This is a genomic window from Alkalihalobacterium sp. TH-98 (assembly GCF_057473385.1).
In genome coordinates this window covers 1-15,324 of the sequence record NZ_JBYCKM010000033.1, presented here as the reverse complement: position 1 = coordinate 15,324, position 15,324 = coordinate 1, and the positions used below count along the sequence as shown (strand labels likewise).

16 protein-coding genes are annotated in these 15,324 nt (G+C 38.3%); 5 read left to right on the top strand and 11 right to left on the bottom strand.

The features are described from left to right. Positions 1-9: 9 nt before the first annotated feature. Both AC2VNP_RS12175 and AC2VNP_RS12170 read right to left on the bottom strand, forming a co-directional pair. Entirely contained in the window at positions 10-666 is a 657-nt protein-coding gene (locus AC2VNP_RS12175) for a hypothetical protein (RefSeq protein ID WP_486917581.1), read from the bottom strand. A 259-nt stretch (positions 667-925) separates the two neighbouring features. Further along, positions 926-1,063, bottom strand: a complete 138-nt coding sequence (locus AC2VNP_RS12170; RefSeq protein WP_486917580.1) for a hypothetical protein — start codon at positions 1,061-1,063, stop codon at positions 926-928. A 169-nt stretch (positions 1,064-1,232) separates the two neighbouring features. Between AC2VNP_RS12170 and AC2VNP_RS12165 the strand changes: the two genes are divergently transcribed. Continuing rightward, positions 1,233-2,123, top strand: coding sequence for a helix-turn-helix domain-containing protein (locus AC2VNP_RS12165; RefSeq protein ID WP_486917579.1), 891 nt, complete (start codon positions 1,233-1,235; stop codon positions 2,121-2,123). Positions 2,124-2,340: 217 nt separating this feature from the next. Then, entirely contained in the window at positions 2,341-3,444 is a 1,104-nt protein-coding gene (locus tag AC2VNP_RS12160; protein WP_486917578.1) for a S8 family peptidase, read from the top strand. Positions 3,445-3,817: 373 nt separating this feature from the next. On the opposite strand, the gene AC2VNP_RS12155 is transcribed toward AC2VNP_RS12160, so the two are convergent. The 5 genes from AC2VNP_RS12155 to AC2VNP_RS12135 form a co-directional block, all read right to left on the bottom strand. Continuing rightward, positions 3,818-4,840, bottom strand: coding sequence for a CE1 family esterase (locus tag AC2VNP_RS12155; RefSeq protein ID WP_486917577.1), 1,023 nt, complete (start codon positions 4,838-4,840; stop codon positions 3,818-3,820). A gap of 477 nt (positions 4,841-5,317) precedes the next feature. After that, entirely contained in the window at positions 5,318-6,598 is a 1,281-nt protein-coding gene (locus tag AC2VNP_RS12150; protein WP_486917576.1) for a neutral/alkaline non-lysosomal ceramidase N-terminal domain-containing protein, read from the bottom strand. A gap of 1,390 nt (positions 6,599-7,988) precedes the next feature. Continuing rightward, positions 7,989-9,155 carry a nucleotide sugar dehydrogenase gene (locus tag AC2VNP_RS12145; protein ID WP_486917575.1) on the bottom strand — a complete coding sequence of 389 codons (1,167 nt, stop codon included), beginning with the start codon at positions 9,153-9,155 and terminating at the stop codon, positions 7,989-7,991. A gap of 402 nt (positions 9,156-9,557) precedes the next feature. After that, positions 9,558-10,100 (bottom strand): hypothetical protein, encoded by a 543-nt coding sequence (locus AC2VNP_RS12140; RefSeq protein ID WP_486917574.1) that lies wholly within the window; start codon positions 10,098-10,100, stop codon positions 9,558-9,560. 479 nt (positions 10,101-10,579) lie between these two features. After that, the gene (locus tag AC2VNP_RS12135; RefSeq protein WP_486917573.1) at positions 10,580-11,266 is read right to left on the bottom strand and encodes a GNAT family N-acetyltransferase; all 687 of its coding nucleotides are present in this window, start codon (positions 11,264-11,266) and stop codon (positions 10,580-10,582) included. Between the two features lie 67 nt (positions 11,267-11,333). Between AC2VNP_RS12135 and AC2VNP_RS12130 the strand changes: the two genes are divergently transcribed. Next, a complete protein-coding gene (locus AC2VNP_RS12130; protein WP_486917572.1) occupies positions 11,334-12,137 on the top strand; it encodes a LysM peptidoglycan-binding domain-containing protein in 804 nt (267 codons plus the stop codon). A 16-nt stretch (positions 12,138-12,153) separates the two neighbouring features. Here AC2VNP_RS12130 and AC2VNP_RS12125 read toward each other — a convergent pair whose 3' ends face one another. The 4 genes from AC2VNP_RS12125 to AC2VNP_RS12110 all read right to left on the bottom strand — a co-directional run bounded on the left by AC2VNP_RS12125 (position 12,154) and on the right by AC2VNP_RS12110 (position 13,778). Continuing rightward, entirely contained in the window at positions 12,154-12,801 is a 648-nt protein-coding gene (locus AC2VNP_RS12125; protein ID WP_486917571.1) for a hypothetical protein, read from the bottom strand. A 272-nt stretch (positions 12,802-13,073) separates the two neighbouring features. Beyond that, positions 13,074-13,253, bottom strand: a complete 180-nt coding sequence (locus AC2VNP_RS12120) for a YvrJ family protein (RefSeq protein WP_486917570.1) — start codon at positions 13,251-13,253, stop codon at positions 13,074-13,076. 69 nt (positions 13,254-13,322) lie between these two features. Further along, positions 13,323-13,538 carry a DUF2922 domain-containing protein gene (locus tag AC2VNP_RS12115; protein WP_486917569.1) on the bottom strand — a complete coding sequence of 72 codons (216 nt, stop codon included), beginning with the start codon at positions 13,536-13,538 and terminating at the stop codon, positions 13,323-13,325. Between the two features lie 33 nt (positions 13,539-13,571). Further along, positions 13,572-13,778, bottom strand: coding sequence for a DUF1659 domain-containing protein (locus tag AC2VNP_RS12110; protein ID WP_275118605.1), 207 nt, complete (start codon positions 13,776-13,778; stop codon positions 13,572-13,574). A 424-nt stretch (positions 13,779-14,202) separates the two neighbouring features. Between AC2VNP_RS12110 and AC2VNP_RS12105 the strand changes: the two genes are divergently transcribed. After that, entirely contained in the window at positions 14,203-14,499 is a 297-nt protein-coding gene (locus AC2VNP_RS12105) for a helix-turn-helix domain-containing protein (RefSeq protein WP_486917568.1), read from the top strand. Positions 14,500-14,626: 127 nt separating this feature from the next. Continuing rightward, the gene (locus AC2VNP_RS12100; protein ID WP_486917567.1) at positions 14,627-15,118 is read left to right on the top strand and encodes a competence protein ComK; all 492 of its coding nucleotides are present in this window, start codon (positions 14,627-14,629) and stop codon (positions 15,116-15,118) included. The last annotated feature ends 206 nt before the right edge of the window (positions 15,119-15,324 follow it).

Below are 15,324 nucleotides of genomic sequence, written 5' to 3'. Positions count from 1 at the left end.
GCACCGTCATTAATCCTTTTCCACTTGGTCATACAGTCGTTTTGACTCGTCAATCTTGGCTTCTCCTGCTCGTAATAGCTTTTGAGCATCATCCAACTCACTCTCATCACCAAACTCGATGACAATCCGATGCAACCATTCGAGTGCATCTTCGACCTCATCTAACCCTTCCAAGTATTTGGAGTAAACATGGTCATAGTGTTCGGGAACTTCCTTTCTATCCTGAAAAGCATTGATCCAGTTGGTCAATTGTCTGCTGTATTCACGGAAATCCTCCGTCCACATGTCACTCATCTCATAGTCAGAAAGATGACTGTCCAAATCTTTAATCGCTTCTTTTATCCGCAAATGAACCCTCTCATAAAATACTTCATAGTCTTCCGCTTGACCAGCTACATTCACGTTAGCCTCCATTGCATCAACATCGTCTATCGTGGCATTCTCAACACTGGTAATTTCAACAACACCTGTAAAGGGACCAATAAAATCAGACTTGTTAAATACATACATACCCCCAACAATAACGACCATTAACCCTAAACAACTAAGTTCATATTTGATGTTACTCCAACTTTTTCGCTTCAAAACAACAACCTTTACTAGTAAAATTACCGTAACTACTAATAAGATGACCAATGAGATCACAAATAACTGCTGAGATAGCATGTTTTTCACTCCTAAAGTTCCACACCCCTCTTCCATGATTGGAAGAGTTTGAAACTCGTTTCATTATGAGAAAACAATAAGACGTCTTCAATAAAAAATCAAGTGGACAAATAATGCTTTATAGAGTGAAACCTATTCAACATAAGAAATAGGCACTAAATTCCTTACACAAAAAATAAAACCTCCCTTTGGATAAAAGGAGGCCTCTACTAACTGAAATACACTTCAGCTAAAATCTAGTGTACTAACACCAAAACGATCAATCCGAATGCACATACCCCGGTTTGCCAGTTGGAGTAATCTCATCGTGAGCCATGACTCCTGTAAAAGAAGTGAAAAAGATCCCCACTACCATGGCTGTTAATACTAAAGTCTTCTTTGCTTTCTTCATCATCATCCCACATTCCTCCTAACATTTTGTTACTCTATTATGCCATACTTATCAAAAGATTGTATCCTTAGAATTTTATTAATTTTTAGAAAATATAAGCCGAAATCGGGTTTTTATATTATAATAGCGATACTTATATTAAAATATTAATATTTTTATCAATGGAGGGATCTTAATGTCATATTCCATCGGCCAGCGTATCAAGGATTTAAGAGAGTACTTCAACATTACGCAAAAAGAACTATGTAACGGAATATGTAGCCAAGGGTTAATCAGCCGCATCGAAAAAGACGAAGTCTCTCCAACCGCACTTGTTTTAGAGCAAATTGCTAGACGATTATCGGTCGATATGAACTACTTTTTTGATGAAATTCGCAACTACGGCAACAACTATATTGAACGGACTAAACGTACGATTGATAAAAAAATTAGAGAATGCAATTACGAAGAAGTGCTGCAAATCATTACATTAGAAAAAAACAGTCCTCTTTTTAAAAGTGATCAACTAAAGCAATACATCTTATGGCGAGAAGCAATCTGTGTCTTTCATGTTAAACATGACGAGAAACGAGCACTCGAATTATTAGAGTCCGCACTGAATATAGGAACCGCGTCCCCAAAGATCATATCAGAATATGAACTGCATATCTATCAATCAAAAGCCATTATCTACAGTATGACGAATAAACTAGATGAAGCCGCGCAAATCTACAAGCAACTCGTCCAAAAAATCAACAGTCTTACGCACATTAAACATAAACGATTAATGATCAATATTTATTACAACGCCGGGATGAATGCCTATGATCGGCACGACTATGCAGAAGCGATTAAACTCGTCGATTATGCCCTAACTTTATGCATTGATGAAGATTACTTATATTTACTTGGACAACTATTCTTTTTATACGGCATCGCATTGTTTGATTACGATCATAAAAATAAAGACGAAAGCTTGAAGTACCTGGATAAAGCGTTATTTATTTTTACACTAAAAAACAATCAAGCGAATATTGAAAGTGTCGAAGAAGAAAAAGTTCGAGTGGCGAACACAAAGGTAACCTAACCGGATACCTCCCTATTTATGAGTAAATATGTGAAATACTGTAAAAGTCTATGAATATATTAATTTACATCTAAAAAATACCGCACACGATAGGATTACCCTCTCTTTTTCAACGATTTTTGTAATCTATTAATCTCTCAACCACTTTGCGTAAAACTAACTTTCCGGTTGTAATGGAGATGTAGCGCTACAAATCACTTTTTTTGGGAGGGTATTTATGAGAAATTTAAGATGGTTAGGTTTTATTGCAGTTTTTGCCCTCTTGTTTACGCTAATCTTTCCACATGTCGGTTCATTGGCAAATGAGCGTGGAGGCGTTGAGAGGCACGAGTACTTAATTGGGTTTGAGAAAAATGTCAATGCGAATGTCGTCAAACAAGCGGGTGGCGAAGTTTTACACGAATTTCAATACATGCCTGTTCTACACGTCAAGTTACCAGAGCAAGCAGTAAAAGCTCTAGAGAAAAACCCAAACATTGCTTATATTGAAAAAGATGAAGAAGTAAAAATATCTCAAACTACTCCTTGGGGAATTAGTCATATCCAAGCTCCAACCGTTCACTCTTGGGGCAACCGCGGGAATGGTGTAAAAGTAGCCGTACTTGACACAGGAATTGCGACACACGAAGACTTACGAATTTCTGGTGGTGCCAGCTTCATTAGTTCTGAGCCGTCGTATCAGGACTATAACGGTCACGGTACACATGTTGCTGGAACGATTGCAGCCTTAAATAACAGCTATGGCGTTATTGGTGTTGCTCCTTCTGCAAACATTTATGCGGTAAAAGTTCTCGATCGAAACGGTAGTGGTGCGCTAAGTAGCATCATCCAAGGTATCGAGTGGTCGGTTAGTCAAAGAATGGATATTGTTAACATGAGCCTAGGAACGTCCTCGGGATCGACTTCATTAAGACAAGCAGTCGATAATGCGTATAATCGTGGTTTACTTCTGATTGCTGCGGCAGGTAATACAGGAACTTCAGGTATTATGTTCCCAGCTGCTTACAATTCAGTTATGGCCGTTGGAGCCGTCGATTCCAACAACAACCGAGCATCTTTTTCAACATATGGAAGCCAAATGGAAATCGTAGCGCCAGGTGTATCCGTTTTAAGTACATACACGTCGAATCGCTATGTTTCACTTAACGGAACATCAATGGCAACGCCTCACGTAGCAGGTGTAGCTGCACTTGTTAAAGCTGAATATCCTTGGGCGTCTAACGGACAAATCCGCCAACGCCTAAGAGACACAGCCACTCCACTTGGAAATTCATCTTTCTATGGCAGTGGACTAGTGAATGCGTTAAGAGCTGCGTATTAATTTAACATGCTGAAAAGAGAAAGCCTAGGGGCTTTCTCTTTTATTTTAATGGGATTTATTTTCAACTTTGGTTTGTTTATCTTCAACTTTTGCTGATTTATTTTCAACTTTAAGGGATTTATTTTCAACTTTTCATCATTTATTTTCAACTTCGGCTAATATATTTTCAACTTCTGTTGATTCATTTTTAAATAGGAGAAAAACAGCAATTACGTTTCATTTCATACTCACGACCGTATCAGAAGTTGCTAATTCTCTTCTATACTTTACAAAAAAGACCCCTTCACTAGTAGTAAAGGGGCAATCAAACTTGCATTTTGTGTAGGGAACAGAACCACTGTTTTATAAAACTCTACATGACCTCCCTATTTCTTTACTTACCTACTTTCCCTTGCGCCCCAGGAATACGGTGCTTTTTCAAGTCATTCCAGATGACTTCACTCGCATTGATGTGATAACTTGTCTTCCCGATAAGCGGTACTGGGAGATACTGCGGACCACCTGGCCATGTATGTCCTCCATCTTTAACCGTATATAGGATAACTTCAGATTGGTGTTTGCCTCTCGTAAATGCTTCACGTCGAATTTCTGTATCATCACCTTCAATTATTTGTGGTAAATACGTTACTTCCGATTTTGGCGCAGTACGGTTTGCCTCGTTCCAGTAAGAAATCGAATGATCTACCGAGAACGTCAGTCCAGGAATGCCACTTGGGGGAACTGTAGGGTCTTGATCACCCATGACATATACAACCGCAACACCGCGCTTCGGTTTTTCCGTTGGTGTCGTTAATCCCATTTGTCCGGTTACTGCTCCAATCCCAGCAATTCGGTTATTTAAATGAACCGCTAAGTGATTAGAGAAAAAGCCGCCATATGACATACCAGTTGCGTAAACCCGACTAGGATCAATATGATACTCATCAATAAAGTAATCAATGAGTTTCGATGTAAAACCTACATCATCAATGGTCGCTAATGTTTGAGAGGCAGCGTTAAACACCGGCGCATTAATATTCCATCTTCTAATTAATGGTGACGCTGGATCGTATTCACTACTTTCAGGAATAATAACTTCTCCTGCTTGGTTAATAACCGTACTATCCGGAAATACGACAATAAACCCTTCTCTTTCTGCTACTTGATGGTAATTCGTTAATAATATTTGGCCGTCGGCAGAGCTTCCAGATCCATGGAAAGATAACATAAGTGCGAGTTTCGTCTTTCCATCATAAGAAGATGGTACATAATATTTAAATGTTCGCTCGTACCCTCCTACCTCCATTTCACCACTTTTAATAGGCTGACCTAGCTCGGCTGCAGATACACTAGAGAACGTAAACAAAACAACGAATGCAATCACGAGCATAAATGAATTTTTCACCATATTCCTCATTCAATCGACACTCCTTTTCTACTATTTTGATTTTGACCCTTAAGAGATTTGTCTTCTTGTCATTAATTCAAATAACTAATCACTACTCTATGTAAATAATCAAAGCGTTGACTGTTCCCTGTAACGACTAGTAACCTAATCTAGCCTCCCTTACTAGTAGAATACTGATTTAATTATTGAATATTCAGTTAATTTACTCAAGGAAAAGTCAAACAAAAATAACAACAAAATAAGAAAATGTAGTATGAGAATTGTCTTGAAATGTAAAATACAACAAGCTTTGAAATTTCTTTTATAATACAAGTTTAACTAATTGTCGCACCTGTTTGGTGGTATTTTAAAGCTCTTCATTTTTTCAAAATCGGTTCCCCTTGGTAGTAACCCGATTCTAGCTGTAATAATAAGACCAAGATAAACCCCTGATGAGAAGGTTCAACCTCTTTTCATCAGGGGTTTCCTTTGAGACTCTTACTGTTTTTATTTGTATAATTCTTTAATTGCTTTTAATAGTTTTTCCCCACTTAATCGCTCAATTGCAACGGTTTCTTCGTAATTGTTATTTCTTCCAGTGTTCCATTCTTCTTCATGCATAAAGTAGCCAAGTGTGTTGTCCGTTAACCCTAGAAGGAAATTATATTGCCCACCCATTACCGATTTAATTTCAATCCCAAGGTTAGTTAACACCTCTCCAGGAGCGGTAACCATTTCTATTGCATGATTACGATGACCAAGTGATATACGGGTGATAGGACTTTCTATATACAGTTTAGAGTTTTCTGTTTTCACAATATAATCATTAGAAAAGTATCCTAATAGGTGTGCCCCAATAAAATTAGGGTTTTGCATTTCAAAACTTACATTTTCTGATTTAATTTGCAGACCAGGTGGAATATTTTTCCCTTTTTCTATTGCTTTTATTGCATATTCGGCAAGGATGTTCCCATAATTGAGTGCCCTTTCATACTGATCAGCTCCACTCGCTCTTGGTGAAACATCACCTAAAGCCCCATTGATAAATATAGTAATTCCACCAAACTCCTCTTCTACTGATTGTTCAAGTGAAGTAACGAAATCACCTGCTAAAAGTTTATTGCCTGAACCTAAGACTGTTGTATGAGCCGCATAGTTAACGAGGGTAACTAGCGGTTTTCCAAATTGTTTAAACTGAAGAACAGCCATTTCTGTGTCAGTATATCCCCATCCTCGTCTGTTATTAGATAACTCTTGTGGAACATCAGTAGTACCAACTGTTAACGTCGCTTGGTTCAGGTTACTATTTGCTTCTACAACCGAATTTACACTTTGTAACAAGACATACTCACGATAGCTATCGGCCACTCCGCCCCATTGCCCTTGAAAATCAGGCCCTGCATGGGTATGAGTCGAGGAGACTAATATGTTTTCTTTTGGTATATTTGTTTTTTCAAAGACTCGTTGTTTAATTTCTTCAATGTTTTTATTCCCAAATCCAGGTACATCAAGCCTTACAAGGGCAAGTGTATTACCTTCAGATTGAATGACAATACTTTTAGAAAAAATATCACCTAAAACACCTTCTGCAACCCCTCTGGATAAATAGCCCCCATAACCACCCATATAAATCCCGTCTTCAAGCATTTCATCAGTTGGTGCAATGGATTTAGTCGATACGCCTACTTTGAAAGCTGTACTTCCATTGGATTTTGCTTGTGATATCCCTCCTGCTGTAAAGGCAATTAATACAATTAGTGCTACAAAAGTCATACTAATTTTTTTCATTTGAACCTCCATTTTGATATTTTATACCGTTCGATTCGTTCTTCTAATAATATAGGTTATCGCTTTTTCTAGGATTGTTCCAATTAGTTATAACTCTAATTTCATTGTTAGATCTAAACGAGAATGTACTCCATATGAGGCGTTTACCTATTCTATTAACCTCCTTTTACATAAAACACTAACTTAATTATTGAATATTCAGTCAATTAATTCAAGGAAAACTCCCACAAAAATAACAACATGAATAGACAATGTATTATGAGGATTGTCTTGAAATGTAAGACAATCGAATCAATAGCGTTACACCCAGAAAGCGCAAAGAGTATGGTAAGTATAATAACTAACTGGTACAAGCTTCTCATTAACATTCTCCTATCCAATGATTTCTCTTGGTATTTATCGGCAATTCAATGGAAGCTCTGAATAGGTTTATTGGTAATCTGCAAGTAAAGTTTCGTCATACTTTCCCAGGATCCGTCGAAAAACGTACACGAAAGTGGAGGTGAGACCTAGCTCTAAGACGTTGATTGTGCATGAAGCTACAGTGTATAATATAAACATAGCACACATAAAATAAAAAATGACTGAGTGCAGAAACACTCAGCCAAAGCAACTACATGCCGCTTGAAGAGCGGCTGACCAGTTGAATTAAGTAGATATCTTATAGAAAAAAGTAACCTATCCTAACCTTGGTCGGGCGCTGGACGGTTACTTTTTTCTTTCTTTGACGAATACTAAGATCAATGTGATTACACCTATCAAAACTAAATTTGATTGTAGTGCAACAGTTATTGCTTCGTAAGTCGTCACCTTACCACCTCCCTTCTTTTGGGAGATGATCAACCGCCCATCCGCTTTATGTAATTGCCACACTAATTATACCAAACATACATTCGCTATCCTATGATGTTGTTTTGAATTATCTAAAAATAGTACTAGGTTACCCTTTATATCTCGTACCTTTAACCTATTAATGCAGAGGTGGTATACCCCTGTAACTTCGTTTTATCGATGAAGCTGACTACGTCTTAAAGCCTATATTCTTAATGAATAATCTTAAATACGATTAACTTGATATTAACTTGATATTAACTTGATTTATTAACATATTAAGGACAGATTTCCCATCATTTTTTTAATGTCTTTAAGTCAAGACCTTAGAGTAATTGCTATATACTTTTTTCCATTGACTGTCAGGTAGGATCTGACTTAATAATAAGTTCTTCCCCCGGTCAGGCTTTTATTTATGAAGTTAACTGTACTTCGGCTGGTTACCGCACAACTAGATTTTTGTGTTAGCGTCAGAACTCGACCTCAATTATTCAAAAGGCAAGATAATAAAAAAACCGCCAAGCCAATGGCTCAGCAGGCAGGTTCACGTTCAATCCTCTTAATCGCGGCTAAAGAGGTCACGTGTATATACTTTGTCTTCTACATCGCGTAAGTCATCAGATAGTCGATTGGCTACAATCACATCTGAAATTTGTTTAAATTCCTCAAAGTCTTTAATCACTCTTGAGTTATAGAACGTGTCTTCTGTAAGGGCTGGCTCAAACACGACGACTTCAATCCCCTGGGCTTTAATACGTTTCATAACTCCTTGAATGGCCGACTGTCTAAAATTATCGGAGTCCGTTTTCATCGTTAATCGATAAATCCCCACAATCTTTGGATTACGTTTCACAATCATTTCTGCCACATGATCTTTTCTCGTTCGATTCGCATCAACAATGGCTGCCATAATATTATTCGGAACATCGGCATAATTGGCTAGAAGTTGCTTTGTATCTTTCGGTAAACAGTATCCACCGTAACCGAACGAAGGATTATTATAATGCGTTCCAATACGCGGGTCTAGACCGACACCCTCAATGATTTGCTGAGAATTCAACCCTCTAACCTCTGCATAGGAATCGAGTTCATTAAAGAAAGCCACACGCATCGCTAAGTAAGTGTTCGCAAATAATTTAATCGCTTCCGCTTCCGTTGAGTTCGTAAACAAAATATCAATATCCTCTTTCAAAGCTCCTTGTGCCAATAAGTCGGCAAACACTTTTGCTCGTTCTGACTGTTCACCCACAATAATACGCGATGGATATAAGTTGTCATATAAGGCCTTACCTTCTCTTAGGAATTCGGGTGAGAAGATAATATTTTCAGTTTCAAACTTTTCTCTGACTTGTTCTGTGTATCCAACAGGTACCGTCGATTTAATAATCATCACTGCATTTGGATTAATGGATAATACGTTAGTAATTACTTTTTCAACTGTACTTGTATCGAAATAATTTTTATCTGGATCATAATTAGTTGGTGTCGAAATAATAACAAACTCAGCATCTTTAAATGCCTTATTATTGTCGGTGGTTGCTGTTAAATTTAGGTTCTTCGTGCTTAAGAACTCCTGTATTTCTTTATCCACAATGGGAGATTGTTTATTGTTGATCATATCTACTTTTTCTTGAATAATATCGAAGGCAATAACTTCATTATGTTGAGCCAATAAAACGGCGTTAGATAAACCTACATAGCCTGTTCCAGCAACTGTAATTCTCATGTTATACACGTCCTTGTTCATAATAAATCCACAGAAACTATATTACTTCATAAGTACGTCTTTTTCAAAGGGAAAGCGGCGAACAGCCCCCCCTACTTTACGTTCCAACTGGTTATAACAGGTAAGGACAATATGATTATTAGAAGTATGTAAATTTATGAAAAGATCTTGCTAAATTGAAACTATATCAAAAAATTAGCCTAAAACTGAACACAATTAGCAACAGGAAGATCTTTTGATAGAGAAGAAGTCTTCAAGTTATTAAAACAAAACGTGAAAGAATGTAATATAAAATAAAACACACCTTTTAAAGAGTGGTCTATTGAGTATTCAAAAATAAGATCTTTATAAACTAAAAGAATTTTTTGGTACGTTATACCATTGTGTTTGTCTTACTACGCTTCATATCAACTCATAAAACGACTCTTTTCCTAGGTGCTGGGTGAAATCTTGAACCAGCTTCTCTAAATCGTTGGATTGGTCCAGAAAAATCCAATCATCGATTCCACCCTTATAACAGAAGCGTTCCACTTCATATATACGTTCCTCTTTGTCTACTAACACAAAACGTAAGTCTGTAACGTATTGTTTATATTTGTGCAGGAGTTGTTTTGGGATAGAACCGTTTGTAATTGAAGGATCAACCGTATAGATATAAACTACATTCTTTTTAATATCTAGCTTAAAATCTTTTATTTCCGAGTACTTTATCATTCCATTATTAATTACGTTAATTTCCTCAGTATGTATAACAGGCTTCTGCTCTTTTCTCATATACACGTTTCCATTGGGATTTTCATAGATTTCATATCCACTCGGAACCTCGTCCAACTCCGCAGCCCCTTCAGCTTCTTTTGAGAAATAGTAGGTGGTGTTTCCTTTTGTGGTTAGCTTACTATGCAGATAATAAGTATCATCCCTGAAGTTCTTATAAGATATTGGCATTGGTTACCCTCTCCTTTCACTACTACATACTTAGAAGACCTCATTCCACTCATCCGTTATATCAACCATTTTAATGTTTGGTTCTATTACTTATAGTTTAGACGACTCGAATACTAAGTAAACCGATTCGACAAATTCTGAGGTGACACTGTGACGGCTTCTCCTGTGGATAAATATACATAACTACCGATATTCCTTTCGCCCCCTGTGTGTAACTCGTAAAAGGTGGATAACCCTCTGTATAAATAGAAGGTTATCCACCTTTTTGGTGAAGATATGTTTTTTCTAGGTTCTGTTTTCTTTATTTTAATCCACAATCAGCTTACCAGGGACTGATTTGAACCTGTTTATGTTTTGAGGGCATTCAAATTCGTCCTGGATTTACAACAAGATTACACCCTATTATTCATCAGAACAGTATGAGTTGACCTTCACCTAGTTGACATTCCTACATAACGTGAAACAAGATTATTCGGGTGTCACTGTGACGGCTTGCGAAACGATAGCCGGTGAAAGGTATTAATATACACAAACAGTTCTTCGCCATTTACCTTCCTCGAATCGGCAATGAGAGGAAGATACATGGCTCGGTAGGTTTCTGGGACCCAAATGTAGTGATGGACATACTCTGTGAGAAGAAAACCACATGATTGCCAAAAGTCGATACGCCTTTTATTATCTGTTGTTTCCTCTGACTCGGCCTCAATAATTATTTTTTCATATCCCTGTTCAACTGCCTTCTGTCGTATGTAATCAACAAAGTGTTGGCCAAGTCCACGGCCACGCTCTTTTTCAGATACTGCCAAATAATCAATAATCATCACACCGTCAGATAAGAGTTTCCCTGTGAGAGCCATAAGAACCACACCCGAAATGTTGTACCCCACATGAAGTTCCGCCATTCCTTTTGAAAACATATTTTTGATGATCCTCGTAGGTTTAGCCCCCTTATTTCCAAATGCCTCTAAATAGAGGGGAGCCGCGTCCTGCCAAAGTTTATCATCCCAATTACAAACGGTAATAATTTTCATAAAAGTTTCTCCTATAGTGGCGTTATCTCCACTGCATGCTTTAGTGGTGGCTGGCCAGACCGAACCATTCGTCATATTTTCCACATATTTATTATATATTTTGTTAATCGTGAAAAAACGTATTGATGTTTTCACTACCCTTAACAACAAGACTACATCCCCAATTATCACGATGATCATAGGTACAAAGGGAGTGAATGATATGCCTATTGTAAGACAAACTCATGTTGTCTATACCGTTCAGCCAGGGGATACGTTATATTCCATCGCGGCACGGTTTGGCAGTACAGTCTTGGGGATTCAAAGGGCGAACCAATTAATTCCACCGATCACCGATCCAGGTTTGATTTTCCCTGGATGGACGCTCATCATTCCCGTCCTTGCCGAACGTCCTTTTCGTACCATTTATATTACTTCCCCTACAGATTCACTGTTTCGTATTGGGCAGCGGTTTTCAGCCCATACCGATCTCATCGCTGGGGTGAACCAGCTTCAAGATCCAAATCTGATCTTTGTCGGTCAGCCACTATGGGCTCCAGCGTTTGTGTACGAAATTGAAATGGGAGATACACTATTCAGTATCTCCCGACGTTTCCAAATTCCAATGGCCAACATTATAGCAGCCAACGATGGAAGACCTGGATTTTCACTTGATTTGATCTATGCTGGGTTTCGCCTGCTTCTTCCCCTTCCATCTTCAAGGAATATCGTCGTCATTCGTCCTCTTCCAGGAGATATCATTCGGGGTGGCGACCGTATCGAAGGCTTCGCCCGTGTCTTTGAAGCCAATGTTTTAATGCAAATTCAAGATGACAACGGTGTAGCCGTCTCACAAGAACGTTTTACAACAGCGTTAGAAGGTCCGCCTGCATATGGTTACTTTTCTGAAACAGTTGTCTTTGACCGAACCCCCACTACAACAGGCGGAAAAATATGGGTCTACTCCAGAAGTGCGATTGATGGTAGTATCATAGATCTGGTTCAAGTAAGAGTTGCATTTGTGTAGGGTTACAGCGACGACCCTATAATCTGCGAATAATACTTACAACGGTTATAGCATTTTTGATATTCCCTGCTGAATCTCTTAGGGAATGCGAAGCTTTAATTACTCTAGTAGCAGCTCTCAGTCCTTCTCTTTTACGGTACATGTTATCAAATATTAATAATGCATCGTCTGTACTCATCCCTCTATTAGTCCTTAAATAGTTATTAAATTGAGTAACAGGGGTAACACCTCTATTCATACCAGGAAAATACTGAGTTCCTGTCTCAGTTGATGTAGCTAAGAAGGTTAAAATTGTTCTTTTGTCATGAAGGTTATTCAGTTGATTAAGTGTAATTATTCCGTCAGCAATGCTACTTTTATTCTCAATACTTTTTAAAAAATTTGTTAAGTCCCTAGTTTCCCTTATAAAAACTCGTTTTTCACTATATCTTATATTCATAGTTTTGCAAAATTGTAAAAAATTCGCTCTCTGAAATCTTTGTTGATGACTCGTTCTATCAAAAACAACTAGTGAGATAGGAACATTTTCCCCAGCAAACCTTACAGTGGTTTCAAATAGTGTTGCATTCGCAGTAATGTTTGAACGTGCCTCAGATTCATTAGGGAAAAAAGTTAAAGTAGATAACGCCATAATTATTGCTAAAAAAATTTTTAAACCTTTCATATCCAGTTTCTCCTTTTCAATGTTTTTTAGGACAATTATACCAATTTAACGTATTGTAGACAATAAAAATAAAATTAACTTATAGTTAATTAAAAGAGAGGGAGTCTGTCCCCCACTGCGGTAATGCTTTACCATTGTGGGGGTCAGACCCCGCCTTTTCCTGGCTTTATTAATTCCCCAGTTTTAATCAGTTCCGAATGTATTAGGAGTTACCGCAGTGAAAAACCATCTAACCTACTAGGCTAGATGGTTCTCTTCTTTATAGATTTTTTTTATCCACTACTCATCTTCTGATCAGAACTTCGATAGTAATGAAGGGATGCTAGACTTTCAGGGAGTCGTTCGATTGATTGGTTGACCAGGTCTAGCTTTTTTTCGACGCGATGCAGCAAGTAGAGAGTCACCATGACAGGAAAGCCAAACTCACTCAAAAGCGGCAGCCACATTTCCATCCTTAGAACCTCCTTTCATTATGAAAAAGGAAGAGGTCGAGCCTCCTCCCTTCCAAAATCAATTATTTATTAAAATTCAATCGTTTCCACCGTGCGATCAACAACACGAGCGCTTTTCTTCGCTACCAGGTTACCGCCAGATGATGTAAAAGCATTCTGTGCTATAATTTCATCCATCGCTGCACTAATCGCAGCAGGATCGACTGGATAAATAGGGTTGTCCAATGAAATCGTGACGTTTTTCGCTAATTCGTTTTCAAATACTAATTCAAGTTTCTTCGTCATTTCAGTTCCTCCTTTCTAATTATTTTCCTTCAATTAAAGGTCAAGCGCGTACGTGTTCGCACGGTCCACTTGATAAGGCATCCAGCCTTGAAGTGGAATTAACGCATCGGCAACAGCTTTTAACTGTTCGTTTGTCGCACCGGTCTTGATGTTATTAAAGCTCTTCGTTTTTAAGATCGGTTCACCAATTTGGTTGTAACCTGACTCAAATACTATGACTAATCGTGAGTTTGAAAGCATCCTTGTCACCCCCTTTCACTATGTATATATGGTGGAAGGGGCGAAAACGGTGTATAAGATTAAAAAAAATTTTTGAATGAGTACTTAACTGCGGTTTTGATTGGTGGTTTGTAGTTAAAAAGTGACCTTAAGAGGAGAGTTAATTAGTGTTTTCTCTACTTTCCTACTCAATATAAGTCTCTACAGCACTGCTCATGGACGTCTTTAGGAAAAAACTAGCAGTGTGGGGGCGAACCTGTATTAGCACATTAAGCTACGTGGTTTTTTTGTGCGTATTCACTGCCTCAGTACTAATGCCCTGTAGTAATTGAAGCGGCGGGGGACAGACCGCTATCTTTCTATCTTTTTTTCATTTTGATACCTATCGTACGTCGTAAAAACCTTTTTGTTATCTGATTATAGTAGATAAAAAGGGGCAAGAACGGTGGTAGAACAAGAGAAAATAGCAGAAAATCTAGAACACTATGTAAACACAATCATCGGAAAAAGAATTAGAGCCAAGCGTAAGAATTTAAAACTATCAAGCGCTGAAGTTGCGTTTAGAGCAAATATCACTCGTGCTTATTTCGGTCGCATTGAGCGGGCTGAAGTAACGGCTTCCCATTTCATCATTCTAAAGATTACCCAAGTCCTTGACCTCAACCTAAATAAACTTTATGAAGATGTAACAGACGAAGTTAACGAATACTTAAAAAACTTTCTCCCCGACAATGACAATTAGAAACTAATATTTTTTTTAGTAATATTGACCCATTTTCTTTATAAACCAGTTTCTATGCCCCCCTATCCTCTTTCATCAATTATCACCAGTTCCACACCAATTCCCCCAAATAAAGGAGCCCCGACTCATGACCGAAATTATCCTTCCCCACTATGAAATTAACCCAAACACGATGGCTGTCCTTCCTGCCTATCATATCGACTACCAAGCGATCGTCTGGGAGCGCACCCAACACTATTACGTGAAAAAGCCCTCGCTTCAAATCATTAAAGAGGCCTGCTTAGTAGGAGGTGCCGATTTTGACGGCAGGAGAGCTGCCGTTACATACAAAACAGGAATAACTTCGAAATCACCCATACCTATTCATCCAGGGGAACAAATTTATGCCTTTCCCACCCATTCCCCTAAGCTGCATGAATGCCATTGGCTATTCTATCACCACATCAAGTCGCTTCACCGTCACCCGGACACGCCCACACACACCATCGTTACGTTCCATGATGAAAAAGAATTGTTACTCCCTGTGTCTCTCTACTCAATGGAACGGCAAATGCAGCGCACCTCTTATTGCATTGTGCGCTTTTCACAACACCCCACTGAGTTTACACATTATAAGTGACACACATTAATCAAGCGTTTTCCCTTCTGCTCTCTATGCTCTTCATCTCGCATATTCAAACTACCCTATTCATTATTAGATCGAAACAATGTACAAATGAATTCCCCATAAAAGAACATAATCCAAGGAGGCACTCCCCGTGAAACCAGGCCACATCGACCAATTCTCGCATTTAAGTCCGTTCTCTTCGGTAAAAGATTTCAATG

Bases quoted from the DNA above. Each gene is read 5' to 3' on its own strand.
- AC2VNP_RS12175 (WP_486917581.1), bottom strand. From the start codon at position 666: ATGCTATCTCAGCAGTTATTTGTGATCTCATTGGTCATCTTATTAGTA.
- AC2VNP_RS12170 (WP_486917580.1), bottom strand. From the start codon at position 1,063: ATGATGATGAAGAAAGCAAAGAAGACTTTAGTATTAACAGCCATGGTA.
- AC2VNP_RS12165 (WP_486917579.1), top strand. From the start codon at position 1,233: ATGTCATATTCCATCGGCCAGCGTATCAAGGATTTAAGAGAGTACTTC.
- AC2VNP_RS12160 (WP_486917578.1), top strand. From the start codon at position 2,341: ATGAGAAATTTAAGATGGTTAGGTTTTATTGCAGTTTTTGCCCTCTTG.
- AC2VNP_RS12155 (WP_486917577.1), bottom strand. From the start codon at position 4,840: ATGAGGAATATGGTGAAAAATTCATTTATGCTCGTGATTGCATTCGTT.
- AC2VNP_RS12150 (WP_486917576.1), bottom strand. From the start codon at position 6,598: ATGAAAAAAATTAGTATGACTTTTGTAGCACTAATTGTATTAATTGCC.
- AC2VNP_RS12145 (WP_486917575.1), bottom strand. From the start codon at position 9,155: ATGAGAATTACAGTTGCTGGAACAGGCTATGTAGGTTTATCTAACGCC.
- AC2VNP_RS12140 (WP_486917574.1), bottom strand. From the start codon at position 10,100: ATGCCAATATCTTATAAGAACTTCAGGGATGATACTTATTATCTGCAT.
- AC2VNP_RS12130 (WP_486917572.1), top strand. From the start codon at position 11,334: ATGCCTATTGTAAGACAAACTCATGTTGTCTATACCGTTCAGCCAGGG.
- AC2VNP_RS12125 (WP_486917571.1), bottom strand. From the start codon at position 12,801: ATGAAAGGTTTAAAAATTTTTTTAGCAATAATTATGGCGTTATCTACT.
- AC2VNP_RS12120 (WP_486917570.1), bottom strand. From the start codon at position 13,253: ATGGAAATGTGGCTGCCGCTTTTGAGTGAGTTTGGCTTTCCTGTCATG.
- AC2VNP_RS12115 (WP_486917569.1), bottom strand. From the start codon at position 13,538: ATGACGAAGAAACTTGAATTAGTATTTGAAAACGAATTAGCGAAAAAC.
- AC2VNP_RS12110 (WP_275118605.1), bottom strand. From the start codon at position 13,778: ATGCTTTCAAACTCACGATTAGTCATAGTATTTGAGTCAGGTTACAAC.
- AC2VNP_RS12100 (WP_486917567.1), top strand. From the start codon at position 14,627: ATGACCGAAATTATCCTTCCCCACTATGAAATTAACCCAAACACGATG.